Annotated in this window: 11 protein-coding genes; all 11 read left to right on the top strand. The window is 35.6% G+C overall.

The features are described 5' to 3' along the window. Positions 1–251 precede the first annotated feature (251 nt). The 11 genes from Gferi_RS07255 to Gferi_RS07205 all read left to right on the top strand — a co-directional run bounded on the left by Gferi_RS07255 (position 252) and on the right by Gferi_RS07205 (position 15,722). A complete protein-coding gene (locus Gferi_RS07255; protein WP_069974994.1) occupies positions 252–695 on the top strand; it encodes a GNAT family N-acetyltransferase in 444 nt (147 codons plus the stop codon). Between the two features lie 634 nt (positions 696–1,329). Then, entirely contained in the window at positions 1,330–3,018 is a 1,689-nt protein-coding gene (locus Gferi_RS07250) for an ABC1 kinase family protein (RefSeq protein WP_069974992.1), read from the top strand. Between the two features lie 438 nt (positions 3,019–3,456). Beyond that, a complete protein-coding gene (locus Gferi_RS07245; protein WP_069974990.1) occupies positions 3,457–4,713 on the top strand; it encodes an efflux RND transporter periplasmic adaptor subunit in 1,257 nt (418 codons plus the stop codon). Then, complete coding sequence (locus tag Gferi_RS07240) at positions 4,713–7,844, top strand: efflux RND transporter permease subunit (protein WP_069974988.1); 3,132 nt, start codon at positions 4,713–4,715, stop codon at positions 7,842–7,844. The genes Gferi_RS07245 and Gferi_RS07240 overlap by 1 nt, the downstream gene beginning before the upstream one ends. Positions 7,845–8,039: 195 nt before the next feature. Continuing rightward, positions 8,040–8,621, top strand: coding sequence for a TetR/AcrR family transcriptional regulator (locus Gferi_RS07235; RefSeq protein WP_069974987.1), 582 nt, complete (start codon positions 8,040–8,042; stop codon positions 8,619–8,621). Between the two features lie 282 nt (positions 8,622–8,903). Then, entirely contained in the window at positions 8,904–10,718 is a 1,815-nt protein-coding gene (gene ftsH, locus Gferi_RS07230; protein WP_069974982.1) for an ATP-dependent zinc metalloprotease FtsH, read from the top strand. Between the two features lie 86 nt (positions 10,719–10,804). Then, entirely contained in the window at positions 10,805–12,271 is a 1,467-nt protein-coding gene (locus tag Gferi_RS07225) for a sensor histidine kinase (protein WP_083273424.1), read from the top strand. Continuing rightward, positions 12,268–12,957, top strand: coding sequence for a response regulator transcription factor (locus Gferi_RS07220; RefSeq protein WP_069974981.1), 690 nt, complete (start codon positions 12,268–12,270; stop codon positions 12,955–12,957). The genes Gferi_RS07225 and Gferi_RS07220 overlap by 4 nt, the downstream gene beginning before the upstream one ends. A gap of 52 nt (positions 12,958–13,009) precedes the next feature. Continuing rightward, entirely contained in the window at positions 13,010–13,339 is a 330-nt protein-coding gene (locus Gferi_RS07215) for a hypothetical protein (RefSeq protein WP_069974980.1), read from the top strand. A 62-nt stretch (positions 13,340–13,401) separates the two neighbouring features. Beyond that, entirely contained in the window at positions 13,402–14,247 is an 846-nt protein-coding gene (locus Gferi_RS07210; RefSeq protein ID WP_069974978.1) for a DegV family protein, read from the top strand. Positions 14,248–14,378: 131 nt separating this feature from the next. Further along, positions 14,379–15,722, top strand: a complete 1,344-nt coding sequence (locus Gferi_RS07205; RefSeq protein WP_069974976.1) for a sigma-54 interaction domain-containing protein — start codon at positions 14,379–14,381, stop codon at positions 15,720–15,722. Positions 15,723–15,862 lie beyond the last annotated feature (140 nt).

Genomic DNA, 15,862 nt, shown 5'->3' with positions numbered 1-15,862 from the left:
ATGCTATATAATAAACAGCAGTATCCTTTTGGAATGGGATAAAGGCACCAGAGTAATGGAACATCATATACCTGAATCAAGTGAGGATGCACCTGACTTGATTCAGATATTTTTTAAAGGAATTACAGAGCTGATTTCTGTTAATTTATCTAGTTACTAGAGCGGCTTAATCAACTTGTGCAAGATGTTTAAAGAAAGGCCATTTAGTTCAAGAGCCCTTGCTAAATTTCTATAGAAGGAGGCAAACAACCATGGTTAAGATTTTTGATATTAATTATGACGAAATTAACATCATCAAAAACCTTTGGGAGAAAAACAGGCAGTATCATGAGGTAAATTCAGAACATTTCAAGGATTTGTACCATTCTATTGACTTCGATGAAAGAATGAAGGCTTTCGATGTATTTGATAAAGATACAATGGTAATAACTGTTGCCCAAAATGATGATAAATATATTGGCTACTGCATATCCACCATAAATGATGGGAAGGGAGAAATTGATTCACTGCATGTGGATGAGACTTGTAGAGGGAATGGAATTGGGAAGGAACTAATGATTAAACATATAGAATGGATGAAAGAAAAGAACTGTAAAGTGATTGGGGTGACGGTATCCCAGGAGAATGAATCGACAATCCTATTCTATAAGAAGCTTGGTTTCTATCCAAATACTTTATATATGCAACTCAAATAATAGATATGAATGTGCTTGCGCAATGCCGTATTATTCAGAAATGAATTTTACGGTATTTTTATTTTATGATTTAACGACGCTATACTGCATAATTTACAGTGGAGTATATTTCAAGGGGATTTCGAAAGAATTTACTGCACCACATTTGGGTCTAGTATTTTTATGATACAAGTTTAAATAAAGAAAAAGTAATCGAAGTACTTAGAAGAGCATAGACAAGAGAACCGTCCCCTTGTCTATGAATACTTTGCTAAGCCTAATAAACCTTGACAAAACATAAGTCTTGTGCTAAGATACAACTAAAACGAACGTCCGAATTAATTATAGGTTTGGAAGGATACAATAGTTTAGAGGCCATGCATTTAGTAAAAATGATATCAAAACAAATGAAAATAAGGAAAAGTTGCAAAGAAAGATGCCCAACACTTTACAAAAGAATTAGTAAAAAGAGGGGAAGAACAGAGAATTCAACTAAAAAAGCTCATTAAGAATGAAGTTAGAGAAGCTTTGAGTCATTTGAATGTAGCAACAAAGAAAAATATTATTACAGAAGATGAAATCAATTGATTAAAATAATAACTAGTATGAGTTAACCTTTCAATAAAACCACTAATGATAGGGCGGGAAGAATAGGATGATTAGCAGAGGATTTAGCATCAAAAGGTACAAGGAAATTATAATGGTTTTTTCTAAGCACGGTTTTGGTTTATTGATGGATCAGCTTGGGATTTTTAAGTATCTCAAGCTTAAAAGGGAGATTTCCGATACTGACGCTAAGTTTAACAATATAGGGCTTTCTGCAGGAGAAAGACTAAGGCTGTCATTGGAAGAACTTGGACCTGCCTTTATCAAGCTAGGTCAGATTTTAAGCACAAGGCCAGATATTTTCCCGTCTGATGTTATTGAAGAACTGAAAAAGCTTCAGGACTCGGTACCACCATTTTCATTTTCTGAAGTGAGAGCAGTAATTGAAAATGAATTCGAAGATGAGTTAGAAAATATTTATAAAGAATTCGAGGAGAAGCCAGTGGCTGCGGCTTCCATATCCCAGGTTCATTGTGGAAGGCTCAACACGGGAAAACTAGTAGCTGTTAAGGTTCAGCGACCAGGGATTGAAAAAATCATTAACCTTGATCTCAATATTTTAAAAGACTTGGCCTATTTTGTTGATCATCATACTCAGTATGGGAAATTGTACGATTGTAGTGGAATGGTGTTTGAATTTGAAAACATAATAAAAAACGAATTAGATTTCAGGAAAGAAGCGGAAAATGCTGAGATTTTCAAACAGAATTTCAGTCGGGATGAAGGGATTAAGGTTCCGGAAGTAAAATGGATTTATACTACAAGAAGTGTCCTTACCATGGAGTATATTGAAGGCATTAGAGTGGATGATTGTTCAGCCTTGGATATAGCTGGTATTGATAGAAAAATGCTGGCTAGGAAAATTGCTGCATCGATATGCAACCAGATACTAAGAGACGGTTTTTTTCATGCAGATCCCCACCCAGGAAATATTCAAATTACATCGGATGGGACTCTTGTATTTCTTGATTTGGGAATGGTAGGACACCTGAATGAGAATCGCAAAAGAATGATAACGGATTTTTTTATCGGGGTAACTTCAAGAGATAGCAGAATGGTGGTTAAGTCAATTATTGACTTAGATACAATGGAAAAGCACAGCGATATAAAGAAGTTTGAGAAAGATGTAGATAGAATTATTGAAAAATACTTAACATTGCCATTAGATAAAATGAAAATTGGAGATTTATTTCATGAAACATTCAATATTGCATTTTCAAATCATATAAAGATTCCTCGTGAATTTGCATTGATAGCCAAGACACTTGGAAGCCTCCAATGCTTGGTGGAAAGATTGGATCCTGATCTTAATGCTCTAGTTGTAGCAAAGCCTATTGCAAAAAAATTAATATACCAGTCTTTTTCCACCGAAAGGTTTAGGCATGACATGAAGAAAGATATTAGGAACTATAGAGATCTGTTTAAGGCGTTTCCCATCACAATGCTTGATTTTCTTAGAAAAATGGAGACTGATAATTTAGTATTACAGCATGAATTAAAAGATATAATGAATATTCAAAGATGCTTTAATAAAGGGATTAACAGGATGGCCTTTAGTATCGTATTGCTTGCTGTAAGCATTATTATAGCAGGAATCATTATAGGGTCTGGACTGAGTGCAAGTTCAGGAGAGGAAATGTATCTTTTAAGCGTAGGGGTTTTAAAAATTGGATTAATAATTGCTGTAATCATAATTTTAGGCTTAATTATTTCAGTAATGCGTGCAAACCGTCTATAGAATTCATTAGAAAAATATTAAACTTGGTATAAAGAGAAAGGAAAATAGAGACAGTTTTTGCAACGATTTGAGAAAAGAAGTTTATAAACAGGGAGGGGGTAGTTGTTTTTTTTGTTCCATTTATGGGTTTTGATGCTGCTTTGATTTTGTATTCTGCTAAATTGGTGGATAATATTATAAAAAGCCCTTATGCAGCGTAAAGCTAATAGTATTTCAATGTATTTTAACAAAAGTTAATGTATTTATATAGAATGTGGCGGATAAGACTTGCGTGGTTTTAAGGCAAATAGACTATTACTATGATAATAAGAAGTCTTATTATTTTTTCAACCAATTAACACGGACGTCTGAACAACATTTATAAAAACCGAAAGGAAAAACAATCATAAAAAACTGACATATGTTTGAGCAGTTTAGAAAAAGAGGGAGGTAAATCATTTGAACATCAGTAAAAAAAATATTCTGCTATTTTGCATTGTAACAATTGCTATATTCAGCTTGTTGGGATTTGGAGGGCAAAACCAGACAGAAGTAAAAGAGGGAAAAGTAGTAACAGTTCAAAAAATTATTCAGTCTAATTATCCGGTAGGCATTGATTATTTAGGATATGTCAAGGCTAAAGAAACAAAAAATTATTCATTCATAACAGGTGGAAGAATAGAGGAGATTTATGTTCGAAAAGGACAAAAAATTAAAAATGGAGATATTCTTGCAAAACTAGACACTACTTATTTGCAATATGCTAATTCTATTGAGAGCAACAATATGGCAATTGCAGAGAATACCCTAATAAAAACAAAGGAAAGTTATGATACCAATATAAAAAATACCGAGATAAATATAAAAACAATGGAAACGGCTATTGAGGCAGCAAAAATCGGCTTAGACACCTTTAAATCTCGTGTTGATGCCCTAGAAACCCTATATAAGCAAGGGAGTCTAGCAGAAAAAGAATGGGAAGTAGCAGTAGCCGAATACAAAGCTAAGGAATCAGAGTATGAAGGATTACTTGGATACTATGAAACTGTAAAGAAAGATTTTGAGAATTTAAAGCAAAATAAGGAAAAAGATATTCAAATAGCTTCAGCCAATATAGCAATGGTACAGACGGCCCAAGCTCGTGCGCAGGAAAATATTTCTGACGCAGTGCTAAAGGCTGATGCAGATGGATATGTTCTTGATATCGCTTTTAAAAAAGGAGAAATTGTAGGAGCGGGATACCCTGTGGTTATTGCCAAAAGTGAACAGTTGATTGTAACAATCGGGGTGTCCACAGAGGACTATGGGAAAATAAGTAAAGAAAGTAAAGTGAAAATAAACGATGTGCTTGACGGAAAGATAGATAGTATTGCTCTTTATCCCGATGAACAGACGCGAACGTATGCTGTAGATATTGCCTTTGAAGGAGAGCTTCCCATTGGTGAAATTGTAGATATTACTATATTACAGGAGGAAGAAAAAGGGAAATTTGTACCTATTGAGAGTGTATTTAATATAGATGGTATGGATTATGTGTATGTAGTAGGCAAAAACAATAGAGTCAGTAGACAGCAAATTATTGTAGAGGATGTAAAAGGAAGTCTGATAAAAATCTCAAATCTTGAAGAAGGCTTATTCGTAGTAACAGAAGGAATAAAAACTCTAAGGGAAAATGACATAGTGAAAACTGCAGAACCGGGAGAGGTAGATAAATAATGAAAAAGGGATTTGTAGAAATGATCATTGAGAAGCACTTGTTTGTAACTATTGTTATGGTGATGCTCATGATTTCAGGAATCTATTCATATGTAACGATACCAAAACAGAATTTTCCTGAAGTTGTCTTGCCTGTGGCTGCGGTAAATGTTGTATATCCAGGTGCTTCCGCAGAGGATATGGAAGAACTTGTGACAAAAAAGATTGAAAATGAGGTAATGAAACTTGACGGATTCGATTCCTGCAATTCTCAGACCCTTGATAATATTAGTATAGTTATGGTTTCACTAGATATGAATTTAAGTCAGGAGCGCGTTGATAAAAGCTTTGAAGAGCTGAGAAGAAAAATTGATGATTTAAAACCATCTCTTCCAAAGGGTGTAGCACAGGTTGTTGTTCAGACGGATATCATGGATACGGCAGGGGCATTGTTTACAGTTACAGGAGAAGGGGTTTCTGGTGATGAACTTGCGCAAAGGACCGAAGAACTAAAGGATAAACTTAAGCTCTTAGATGGCGTCAAAAAAATTGATATTACAGGTAAGCTGGAATCAGAGGTAAAAATTACTGTAAATAGTGTCAAATTGAATCATATAGGCATTTCCCTTACAGAATTAGCAAATATTATTTCTGCACAGAACAGTATAATTCCAACAGGAACAATTGATATAGAAAATAGCAAAATTACAGTGAATTCAAGCGGGAAATTTAAGAATATTGAAGAGATTAAAAATATTGTCGTGGATGTCTCTCAAGATACTGGCGCGATTTTAAAATTATCTGACATTGCAGAGGTCAATATCAAAACACCGGATGATATCCCTAAGTATCTATTCAACAAAAAAGAATCGACTGTATTGGCATTGTATTTAGATAAGGGTTTGAATGTAGTAGGTTTAGGAGATTCTATCCGAACTACGGTTGAAGAATTCAAAACTACACTTCCAGATAATATACAAGTAAATGAGGTATATTTTCAGCCTGATGTTGTCAATGATGCAATAAAAGATTTTATTAATAATCTTATTGCATCCATTGTGCTGGTTATTATCGTCATTATGTTAGGGCTAAATTTTAGAAACGGCATAGTTGTTTCAATTGTCATACCTATTGTGATACTTACTAATTTTATTATTATGAAACTTTTAGGGATAGATATCCAATTTGTGTCACTAGCTGCATTAATCGTGGTTTTGGGAATGCTGGTTGACAACTCCGTTGTAGTAAGTGATGCGATCCAGACCAGGCTGGATAATGGAGAGGATCGATTGAAAGCAGTAGTAAATGGAACACAGGACGTGGCAGTACCTGTATTTGTATCTATGTTGACAACCGTTGCAGGTTTCTTATCTCTGTTAACACTTACAGGTGCATATAGACAGCTGGCTTTTAGCCTCCCAACAGTAATCATTACCTGTCTCGTGATTTCTTTTGTGGTTTCTATGGTGATTACGCCCTTTATGTCCTATTCGTTTTTAAGAAAATCTGATAAATCCGAGGGAAAAGTTTCAAAAAAACTTGCAGACCTGTACGATAAAATCTTTCAAAGGGCATTTAGATGTAAGGGAAAAGCGCTTACAATAGCCCTTTTATTTATGATTGTGTGTATCAGTTCTCTTTTGGTGATTGATTTTCAAATTATAGGAAAAGCCAACAAGGATGTTATTACCATAGAGGTTATGGGAAACAATGAAGTGGATATTCGTAAAACAGAAGCGGTTATTCATCAAATACAAAATATTTTAGATGAACAGCCAGAGACCAGATACTATTTGTCGGGAATTGGGATTGGCGTGCCTAGATACGATTACTCAGTTCTACCAAGATCACAGTTTAATAATGTGGGGGATGTATTTGTAAAAATTGATCTTAAAAAGAGCAAAAGATTCAAAAATACCAGTGAAATAGTGGAATACTTGCAAGGTGAATTTGACAGTAGAGTAACTGGTGGTAAGGCTATTGTAGATGAGTTGGGAATTTTTGCTTTCACATCAAAACCAGTTGAAATGAAAATATATAGTGATGACTTAAATGATTTAAATGATGCTTCAGATAAAATAGTAGAGCTTATGAAAAATATTAAAGGCACAAAAAATATTGATAATGGAAGAGAAGTTGCAACCTACAACTACTATATTGATATGAACACCAATATACTTAGTTCATTAGGGCTTTCCAAGGCAGAGGCTCAAAATGAGTTGAGCATTGCCCTTATGGGAAGAGATGTGTCTATTTACCGTCAACAGGGTAAGGAATATAATATTGTTCTTGAAAGTGATATTGACAGTGAGAACAGATTAAAGAATTTTAAAGTAAAGGCTTCTGCTACTGGGGCAAAGTACAATGTTCAGCAATTCTCAGATGTGGCATTAAAACCACAAATCTCATCTATTAGCAGATTGGATGGACAGAGAGGAAGAGCAGTAGGCGCCTTTGTTGTGACTGGTTACAGCAATATAGCTATTCAAACAGAATTAGAAAAACAGATTATAAAACTAGATTTTCCTGATAATATCAGAATGGAAAAATCAGGAGAGAAAAAAGATTTTATGGAGGTACTGATTTCTATAGGAAAGGCAGCTGCTTTTTCAGTAATACTGATTTTAATGATACTGATCTTCCAGTTTAATTCCTTGAAAACGCCATTGATTGTATTAATTTCAGTGCCATTTGGAGCCGCCGCAGGTATCGCCGGGCTATATTTAACGGGTCAAAACATAACTTTCTTTGCACTTATGGGGGTACTAAGCCTCTTTGGATGCGCCCTTGCAAATGCCATTGTACTTGTTGAGTTTATTAATAGTGAAAGATTAAAGGGAGTTCCTACTGAAGAAGCTTGTAAGGTGGCTGGAGCAAAGCGTTTTAGGCCCATTCTCATGAGTACTATGACAACGGTACTGGGACTCTTACCTTTAGCAGCAGGAGGAGATACTTTGTTTATACCAATGGCAATATTACTTATAGTTGGATTGAGTGTTTCTATGATAATCAATCTAATTTTGGTACCCATTGTTTATGACATGACAGACAATTGGGAAAGGAAAAACATAAATAAATGGATGAAAAAAGAAAACAAAATAATTAAATTCTTGAAAAATCGGGTTAAGGGAAAACGAGAGATTGAAAGTTGATTTAATATACGTATATAATTGGTGAAGATATTAGGATTCCCAAATTAATCAAAGCATAGCAAATGTGTATGAATTCTATAAATTACAAAATATTAAGGCTGTTATCCAAAAACCATAAGGTTATTTGACAATTTGAATTTTTTTATTATACAATATAGTTGGACGGATGTCCGATTAATTTGGGAGGAATAGGATATGTCTATTGAATTAGAAAATATGACTCAATCTCAAAGGATACTGAAAGCAGCTTTAAAATGTATCGGTTCTAAGGGTTATGCCAATGTGTCATTACGAGATATTGCAGATGAAGCAGATGTGGTGTTAAGTCAATTGAACTATTATTATAAAAATAAAGAAGGGTTGTTTTCAGAAATAATAAAAACCCTGACTCAACAATATTTAAGCGAGGTTGAAGAAAATTTAAAAAAAGGTAAATCAGGAAAGGAAAGACTAAACTTTTTAGTTGAATACTTTCAAGAGATGTTAAGAACAAAACCTGAATTATTCACACTTCTTTTTGATTTAACTAGTATGTCTCTCTGGTCAGAGACTTTAAAAGAACTTCAAAATGGGCTTTTCAATAGTATCGTGGCTTTAATAGAAGAATATATTACCAGCGAATTTGCCGGCAAAGAAGAATTTAAGTTTGTTTCGCCTATGATGTTGTCTAGACTGATGTTAGGTACACTGTTTGGAACTTCCATACAGGTAATGCTTGCGAATGAAAAAGAAGATATGATTCGTTCCTTATCCACATTAAAAGTCCTGTTTGAATAAATAGGGCGAACTGAATCTGACGAAGAGTATAAAAGAATAGCCCTGCGCAATACGTATAAAGATTATTGTGCAGGGTTATTTCCTATGTTTATCAGTAGGCTTTAATTTAGCTGCGGGTTTCGATTAATTGATAATTAAGATCTCCGAATAGGTGAATGATTTTGTCGAGTTTTTGGCGAAAGTTTATAAATATTTAAGAATTTGTTTATATGAGGTTTAGGTTTGTGTTCTATAATTGAAAAATAGAATGAATATCGACATGAAGAAGGGGGAGATGATGGCATGAAAGAAGAAAAAGATCCTAAAAAGCCGATTATTTATTATTATATGGCAGCGATGATTATTGTGATGCTTTTAAATGCTTTTGTTTTTCCATTAGTGCTAAAGCAAAAGATTAATCAGGTTGACTATGGTACATTTTTAACACAAATTGAAAATGAAAAGGTAAAAGTTGTAGAGATAGAAGAGAATCAGATTGCGTTTATAGCTGTCGATGAAGAAGATAAGGAAAGTATATATATTACTGGCCGAATGGATGACCCGGAGCTGGTGAATCGTCTCCACAAGGCGAACGTTCAATTTTCTAAGGTTATTCCAAAACAGAATTCACCGTTGATGAACTTTATACTGACTTGGATTTTTCCAATCATTTTATTTATTGGAATTGGGCAGATCTTTGCAAACTCTATGCAAAAGAGAATGGGTGGCAATGCCATGACCTTTGGAAAGAGCAATGCCAAAGTTTATGTTGAAGCACAAACAGGAAAGACCTTTGCAGATGTTGCAGGCCAAGATGAAGCAAAGGAGGCTTTAACTGAAATTGTAGATTTCTTGCATAATCCGGGTAAATACAAAGATATCGGTGCCAGCATGCCTAAGGGCGTTTTACTGGTAGGCCCTCCCGGTACAGGGAAGACACTTTTGGCAAAGGCGGTTGCAGGAGAGTCGAAAGTACCTTTTTTCTCAATTTCGGGCTCTGAATTTGTGGAAATGTTTGTAGGGATGGGAGCGGCAAGAGTGCGGGATCTTTTTAAACAGGCACAGCAAAAGGCTCCTTGTATTGTATTCATTGATGAAATTGATACGATTGGTAAGAAACGGGATAATGGCGGTATTGGAGGGAATGATGAAAGGGAACAGACTTTAAACCAGCTGCTAACAGAGATGGACGGGTTCAATGGGGAAAAAGGCGTTGTGATTCTTGCGGCTACCAATCGACCGGAGACCCTTGATAAGGCTTTATTGCGTCCGGGAAGATTTGATCGTCGTGTACCGGTAGAATTGCCTGATTTAGCCGGACGTGAAGCAATTTTAAAGGTGCATGCTAAAAAAGTAAAGGTAGATAAAGAGATTGACTTCAATGCAATCGCAAGAGCAAGCTCCGGTGCATCCGGTGCAGAACTTGCTAATATCATCAACGAAGGTGCCCTTCGAGCAATTCGATGCGGCCGTAAGCATATAATACAAAGTGATTTGGAAGAGGCTGTAGAGGTTGTCGTTGCGGGTTATCAACGAAAGGGTGCTGTGATCTCGCCGAAGGAAAAGCAGATTATTGCATACCATGAAATTGGACACGCCATTGTTGCGGCAAAACAGACGGAATCTGCACCTGTGCACAAAATTACGATTATTCCCCGTACATCGGGTGCGCTGGGTTACACCATGCAAATATCCGAGGGGGAGAATGTACTCATGACGAAGGAAGAGGCATTTAATAAAATCGCAACCTATACCGGTGGTCGTGCTGCAGAGGAACTGATTTTCGGGACATACACTTCTGGAGCTTCTAATGATATCGAGCAGGCAACAAAGATTGCACGTATGATGGTAACACGTTTGGGAATGAGTAAAAATTTTGATATGATGGCATTAGAAACGGTTTCAAACCAGTATTTGGGAGGGGATGCCTCTTTAATGTGCTCTCCTGAAACAGCATCAAAAATTGATGAAGAAGTACTTGATATTATTAAAAAAGCCCATGAGAAAGCCATTAATATTCTAAAAGATAATATTGACAAGCTTCATGAATTATCCAGATATCTTATTGAAAGGGAGACGATCACAGGAGAGGAGTTTATGAAGGGATTAGCTGGATAAAACGATATGTAGGAATATATTATGAATAAAGAAACAATCATAGGTGGTAGAGGAAAATTCGTAATAGATGGAAAGAGGTACAAAGGATGATGACGATTAAAAAACGGCTGGGACTATCCTATGCTGCAATGCTGATAATTCCTATTGTTCTGACGACTATTGCGGGGATGATGCTGAACAGCTTATTCCTTTCTGAAGGAGGCTATCAGATACTGAAACACAAGAATCCTGTTGAAGTGCTGCTGGATCTGAGTCAGCGGGTTTCTTGGATGGTTAATAGCCAAATACTGGATCATCCGGACAAATTTATGGAAGCAAGTTACATTGAGAAAATGCAAAATGAAATTGGATTCAAGAATGCAGGGCTAATCGTCAGGAAAGATAATGATATTTTATACGTACCAAAATTTTTAGAGAATAAGCAAGCTCAGATTCAGCTTATGCCGTTCAAAGGCATTACAACAGATGAGATGAATGCACTAAATAAACAGCAGGATATTATTTATGTAAGGCTGCAGGATTTTTATTTTAGTGATCGCAGTGAAGGTAGTGTATATCTGGCTTTTGATACAGTGCCGCTAGAGGCTGAATATTTTAAGCTGCGGTCGATTTTTATCATTTTCGCTATCCTGAGCATGATCATTGCAAATGGCATACTGACGCTGCTGGTATATCACAGTATAATGAAACCTTTAAAAGAGTTGGAACATGCATCGAATGCAATCAAAGAGGGCAATTTTAATTATCGAATAAAGAATGTTTTTAATGATGAGTTTGGTGCAGTAATTTCGTCTTTTGAAGGAATGCGGGAGCAGTTAAAAAAGTCTCTGCAGGTGCAGCATCAATACGAAGAGAATCGAAAGATACTGCTTACCCATATATCTCATGACTTAAAAACACCCATTACTTCTATCAAAGGATATATTGAGGGGATCCGGGACGGTGTAGCCGATACCCCGGAAAAAATGAAAAAATATATTGATACGATTTATCGGAAAGCCGGAGATATGAATGAATTAATTGATAATCTATTTCTTTTTTCAAAATTAGATCTTCAGAAATATCATTTTGATTTCAAAATTTTTGATATTGTCCATTATATAAAAGATATGGGGGAAGAACTACAGTTTGATCTGCAGAAGAAAGCTGTAGTGCTGGATTTGGAATATCCTGACAAAGAAATAAGTGTCATCGGTGACGGCAATAATTTAAGAAGAGTGATTCTGAACATTATTGATAATGCTATAAAATATGCCGGACAAGATCAAATCCATATTTTTATCCGCATAAAGGAGTTGCAGGACCATGTTCTCTTAGAATTTAAAGACAATGGAAAAGGCATTTCTAAAGAAGCCCAGTCTTATGTTTTCGATGAATTTTATCGGGCAGATCCATCGAGAAATATGAATACCTATGGCAGCGGATTAGGACTGGCTATTATTAAGAAAATTATTGAGGAGCATGGGGGTAAGGTATGGATAGAAAGTGAAATCCACTGTGGAACAAGTATCTTCTTTACCTTAAGAAAAGTAACAAAGGAGGGGGTTATATGAAAAAGATACTAATCATTGAAGATGACATCAGCATTGCAGAGTTGCAAAAGGATTATTTAGAAATCAATCAATTCAAAGTTGATATAGAGACTACGGGGGATGAAGGGCTAAAAAAGGCATTGGAGAATCCTTACGATCTGGTTATTCTTGATCTAATGCTGCCTGGCAGGGATGGTTTTGAAATCTGCAAACAGATTCGATTGAAAAAAGAGATTCCCATATTGATGGTATCTGCTAAAAAAGAGGATATCGATAAGATACGGGGATTGGGTATAGGTGCAGATGATTATATGACCAAGCCCTTTAGCCCAAGTGAACTGGTGGCTAGAGTGAAAGCCCATATTTCAAGGTTTGAGAGATTAACCTCAGGAGATGAGGGCAAAAAAGAACAGATTGTTATTGGTGGCTTAAACATTGATAAAGCTTCCAGGAGAGTTTATGTAGACCAAGAAGAAAAACTGCTAACGACAAAGGAGTTCGAACTATTGTGCCTTTTGGCGCAAAATCCAGAGAGAGTCTTTAGCAAAGATGAAATTTTTGAAAAAATATGGGGATGGGATTCACTGGGCGATATTGCAACGGTAGTGGTGCATATCAGAAAGATTCGGGAAAAAATTGAAAGGGATCCGTCCAATCCCAGGTATATTGAAACCCTTTGGGGTTCCGGGTATCGGTTTAAGGCATAAATGCAGAAAACAGTGTTAATATAAAAATGTCATGAAGTCAGGGGGAATAAGAATGAATGTGTTTGTTCAATTGATATGGATTTTTGCACTGGCTTTGGTTATAAAACGTATTTTTAAAAAGATGATACCGGTGCGTGTAAGTCCATTAAAAGACAATGTGCGTAAAGATAGTGAATGGGGAGAAAAGAAGGACTTAGTGAAAGAGATTCATGCTCATAGGGAAAGACTTGTAGAAATGGTAGAGGATGAATATTGCAACGTATATATTCCAGAGGATAAAGCATACCCGGTAATAGATGTGCATGGAAAAACACATTATTTTTGCAGTTTGGAATGTAGAGAAAAATATTTGCTGGAACATAGACACTTGAAAGCGTCCTAGATCAGTGTAAAAGGTGATGGAACAATACAATTTGTACAAATGATATTTATAGGGAGAGTAAAATGAATAATGTTAAACTATTTACTGACAGTACATGTGATCTGTCGACAGAAATGCTTACGGAAAATGACATCTCTGTAATACCTTTATATATTACCTTCAACGAGTTAAGCTATAAAGACAGTATAGATATGAATACTGCGGAATTGTATAGCAAGGTAGATGCGCTGGGCATACTTCCTAAAACAGCTGCGCCAACACCTTCTGATTTTTTAAACGCATTTAAACCTTTTGTCGATGCCGGAAAGGATATTGTTTATATTGGTTTATCTTCCCAACTGTCTTCAACGGTACAGAATGCTTTGCTGGCTGCCCGGGAATTTCCAAAAGGGAAAGTAAATGTTATAGATTCGCTGAATTTGTCTACTGGAGTGGGAATACTGGTTATGAAAGCAGTAGATTTTAAAAGAGAGGGTTTATCTGCAAAGGAAATAACGGAGCGTATAAGTGAAATAGTGCCAAAGGGCAGAACTTTCTTTACCATTGATACTTACGAGTATCTATATAAAGGAGGAAGGTGTTCAGCAATGCAAGGGCTTGTCGGCAGCATGCTGCAGATCAAACCAATTACCAAGCTGGTTGATGGAAACATTGTTTTGTATGATAAACAGCGGGGCCGAAAAAAAGTACTGGCTTCATTGCTGCAAGAGATAAATAAGGACTTAGAGAGAATAGATCCCAGTAGAGTATTCATCGTAAATTCCTTTGCAAAAGAGGATGCAATATATCTGGAGCAAGAATTAAAAAATAAGCTTAATTTAGGAAATGTAGTTATAACAGATGCCGGCTGTGTGATTTCAAGTCACTGTGGCAAAAAAGCTTTAGGAATAAGCTATATAACCAAATAGGGTTTAGTATAATTAAGAAATAAAGACAGTGTAATAAAAGAAGTAGTACAAAATTGAAAAGAAATGGATAAGAATCCATTATCATTTCGAACACAGCTGTCATTAAATTTTCATATTGGGATGTGACTGGCATGCGAATGAATTATTTAGAAAAGAAAATATTTGATGCACTGTATGACGGAGTGCTCATTGCAGATCAGGATACGATCGTTAGATATATCAATCCTGCCTATACCAGAATAACGAAGGTAGAAGTTGACGATATTGTGGGAAAACCACTTTTAGAAGTTCGGCCAGGTGCACAGCTTCCTTCTGTCATAAAGAGCGGTAAAAAACTATTGAGAATTCCAAGAAAGGTTGGAGAGGTAGAGTATATTGTAAATATGGCGCCTATTATAGAGCAAGGGGAGATCATAGGCGGGATATCTATATTAAATGAGATCAATGATATCTATAAGCTAACAGAGGCATTAAATCAATCCAATATGATGATAAAAAAACTAGAAAAATATATGAAGACTATGGGAAAAGCAAAATATACCTTCGAGAATATTATTAGTATAGACAAAAATTCTTTAGAGACAAAGAATTTAGCCAAGAGAATAGCCAAAAAGGATTCCAATGTACTGATTACTGGAGAAAGCGGGACAGGTAAAGAATTGTATGCGAATGCCATACATAACGCCAGTGACAGGCAAAATGGACCCTTTATTGCAGTAAACTGTGCTACTTTTGACAGCAACTTGCTAGAAAGTGAGCTTTTTGGATATGAAGAGGGCGCATTCACAGGCGCTAAAAAGGGCGGGAAAATAGGGTTGTTTGAAGTGGCAAATGGAGGCACGCTATTTTTAGATGAAATTTCGGAAATGAATTATGGCCTGCAGGCAAAGCTGCTCAGAACCCTTCAAGAAAATACAATACGCCGTATAGGCGGATTAAAGGAAATTCCAATCGATATTCGAGTGATTGCTGCTACAAATAAAAGCCTTGAAAAAATGATAGAAGAAAATCGTTTTAGAAAAGATTTATATTATAGAATTGCTGTTTTTCCAATAAACATTTATCCATTAAGAGATAGACGGGAAGATATAAAATATCTGATAGAGAATTTTTTAGATGAAATGGGCAGAAAAATAAATAGGCAGGTCAATGTTTGTGAGGATGTAATGAAGCTCTTATATAGTTATGGCTGGCCAGGAAATATAAGGGAGCTGAAAAACACAATAGAGTTTGCGATAAATATGACAGATGAAGATATCATTAGACAAGAGCATCTCCCCAAAATTATTCAATCAGAAGGGGTTAAGAAAAATCTTGTGAAACTAAAAAATCTGGATGAAATTATTAAAGAAACTGAGATTGCAGAAATAAAAAAAGTGATACTTATTTATGGAGATACTGTAGAAGGGAAAAAGAAGGCTGCTGAAGCCTTAGGGATATCTTTAGCAACACTGTATAATAAACTAAAGCAATAAAAAGACATTTTGGAAATAAAGTTTCTAAAATTTTAGAAATCTGTTTTATCATTTCTAATATCTTAGAAATGATAAAAAGATATAAAGCGATTAGGTATAAGCATTTGTTTATACATCTATGCAGTAGGGGTATTTGCAGT

Source organism: Geosporobacter ferrireducens, assembly GCF_001750685.1.
Lineage (GTDB): Bacteria > Bacillota > Clostridia > Peptostreptococcales > Thermotaleaceae > Geosporobacter > Geosporobacter ferrireducens.
Note: the sequence above shows the minus strand (reverse complement) of the source record. Positions and strands in the feature narration are given on the sequence as shown.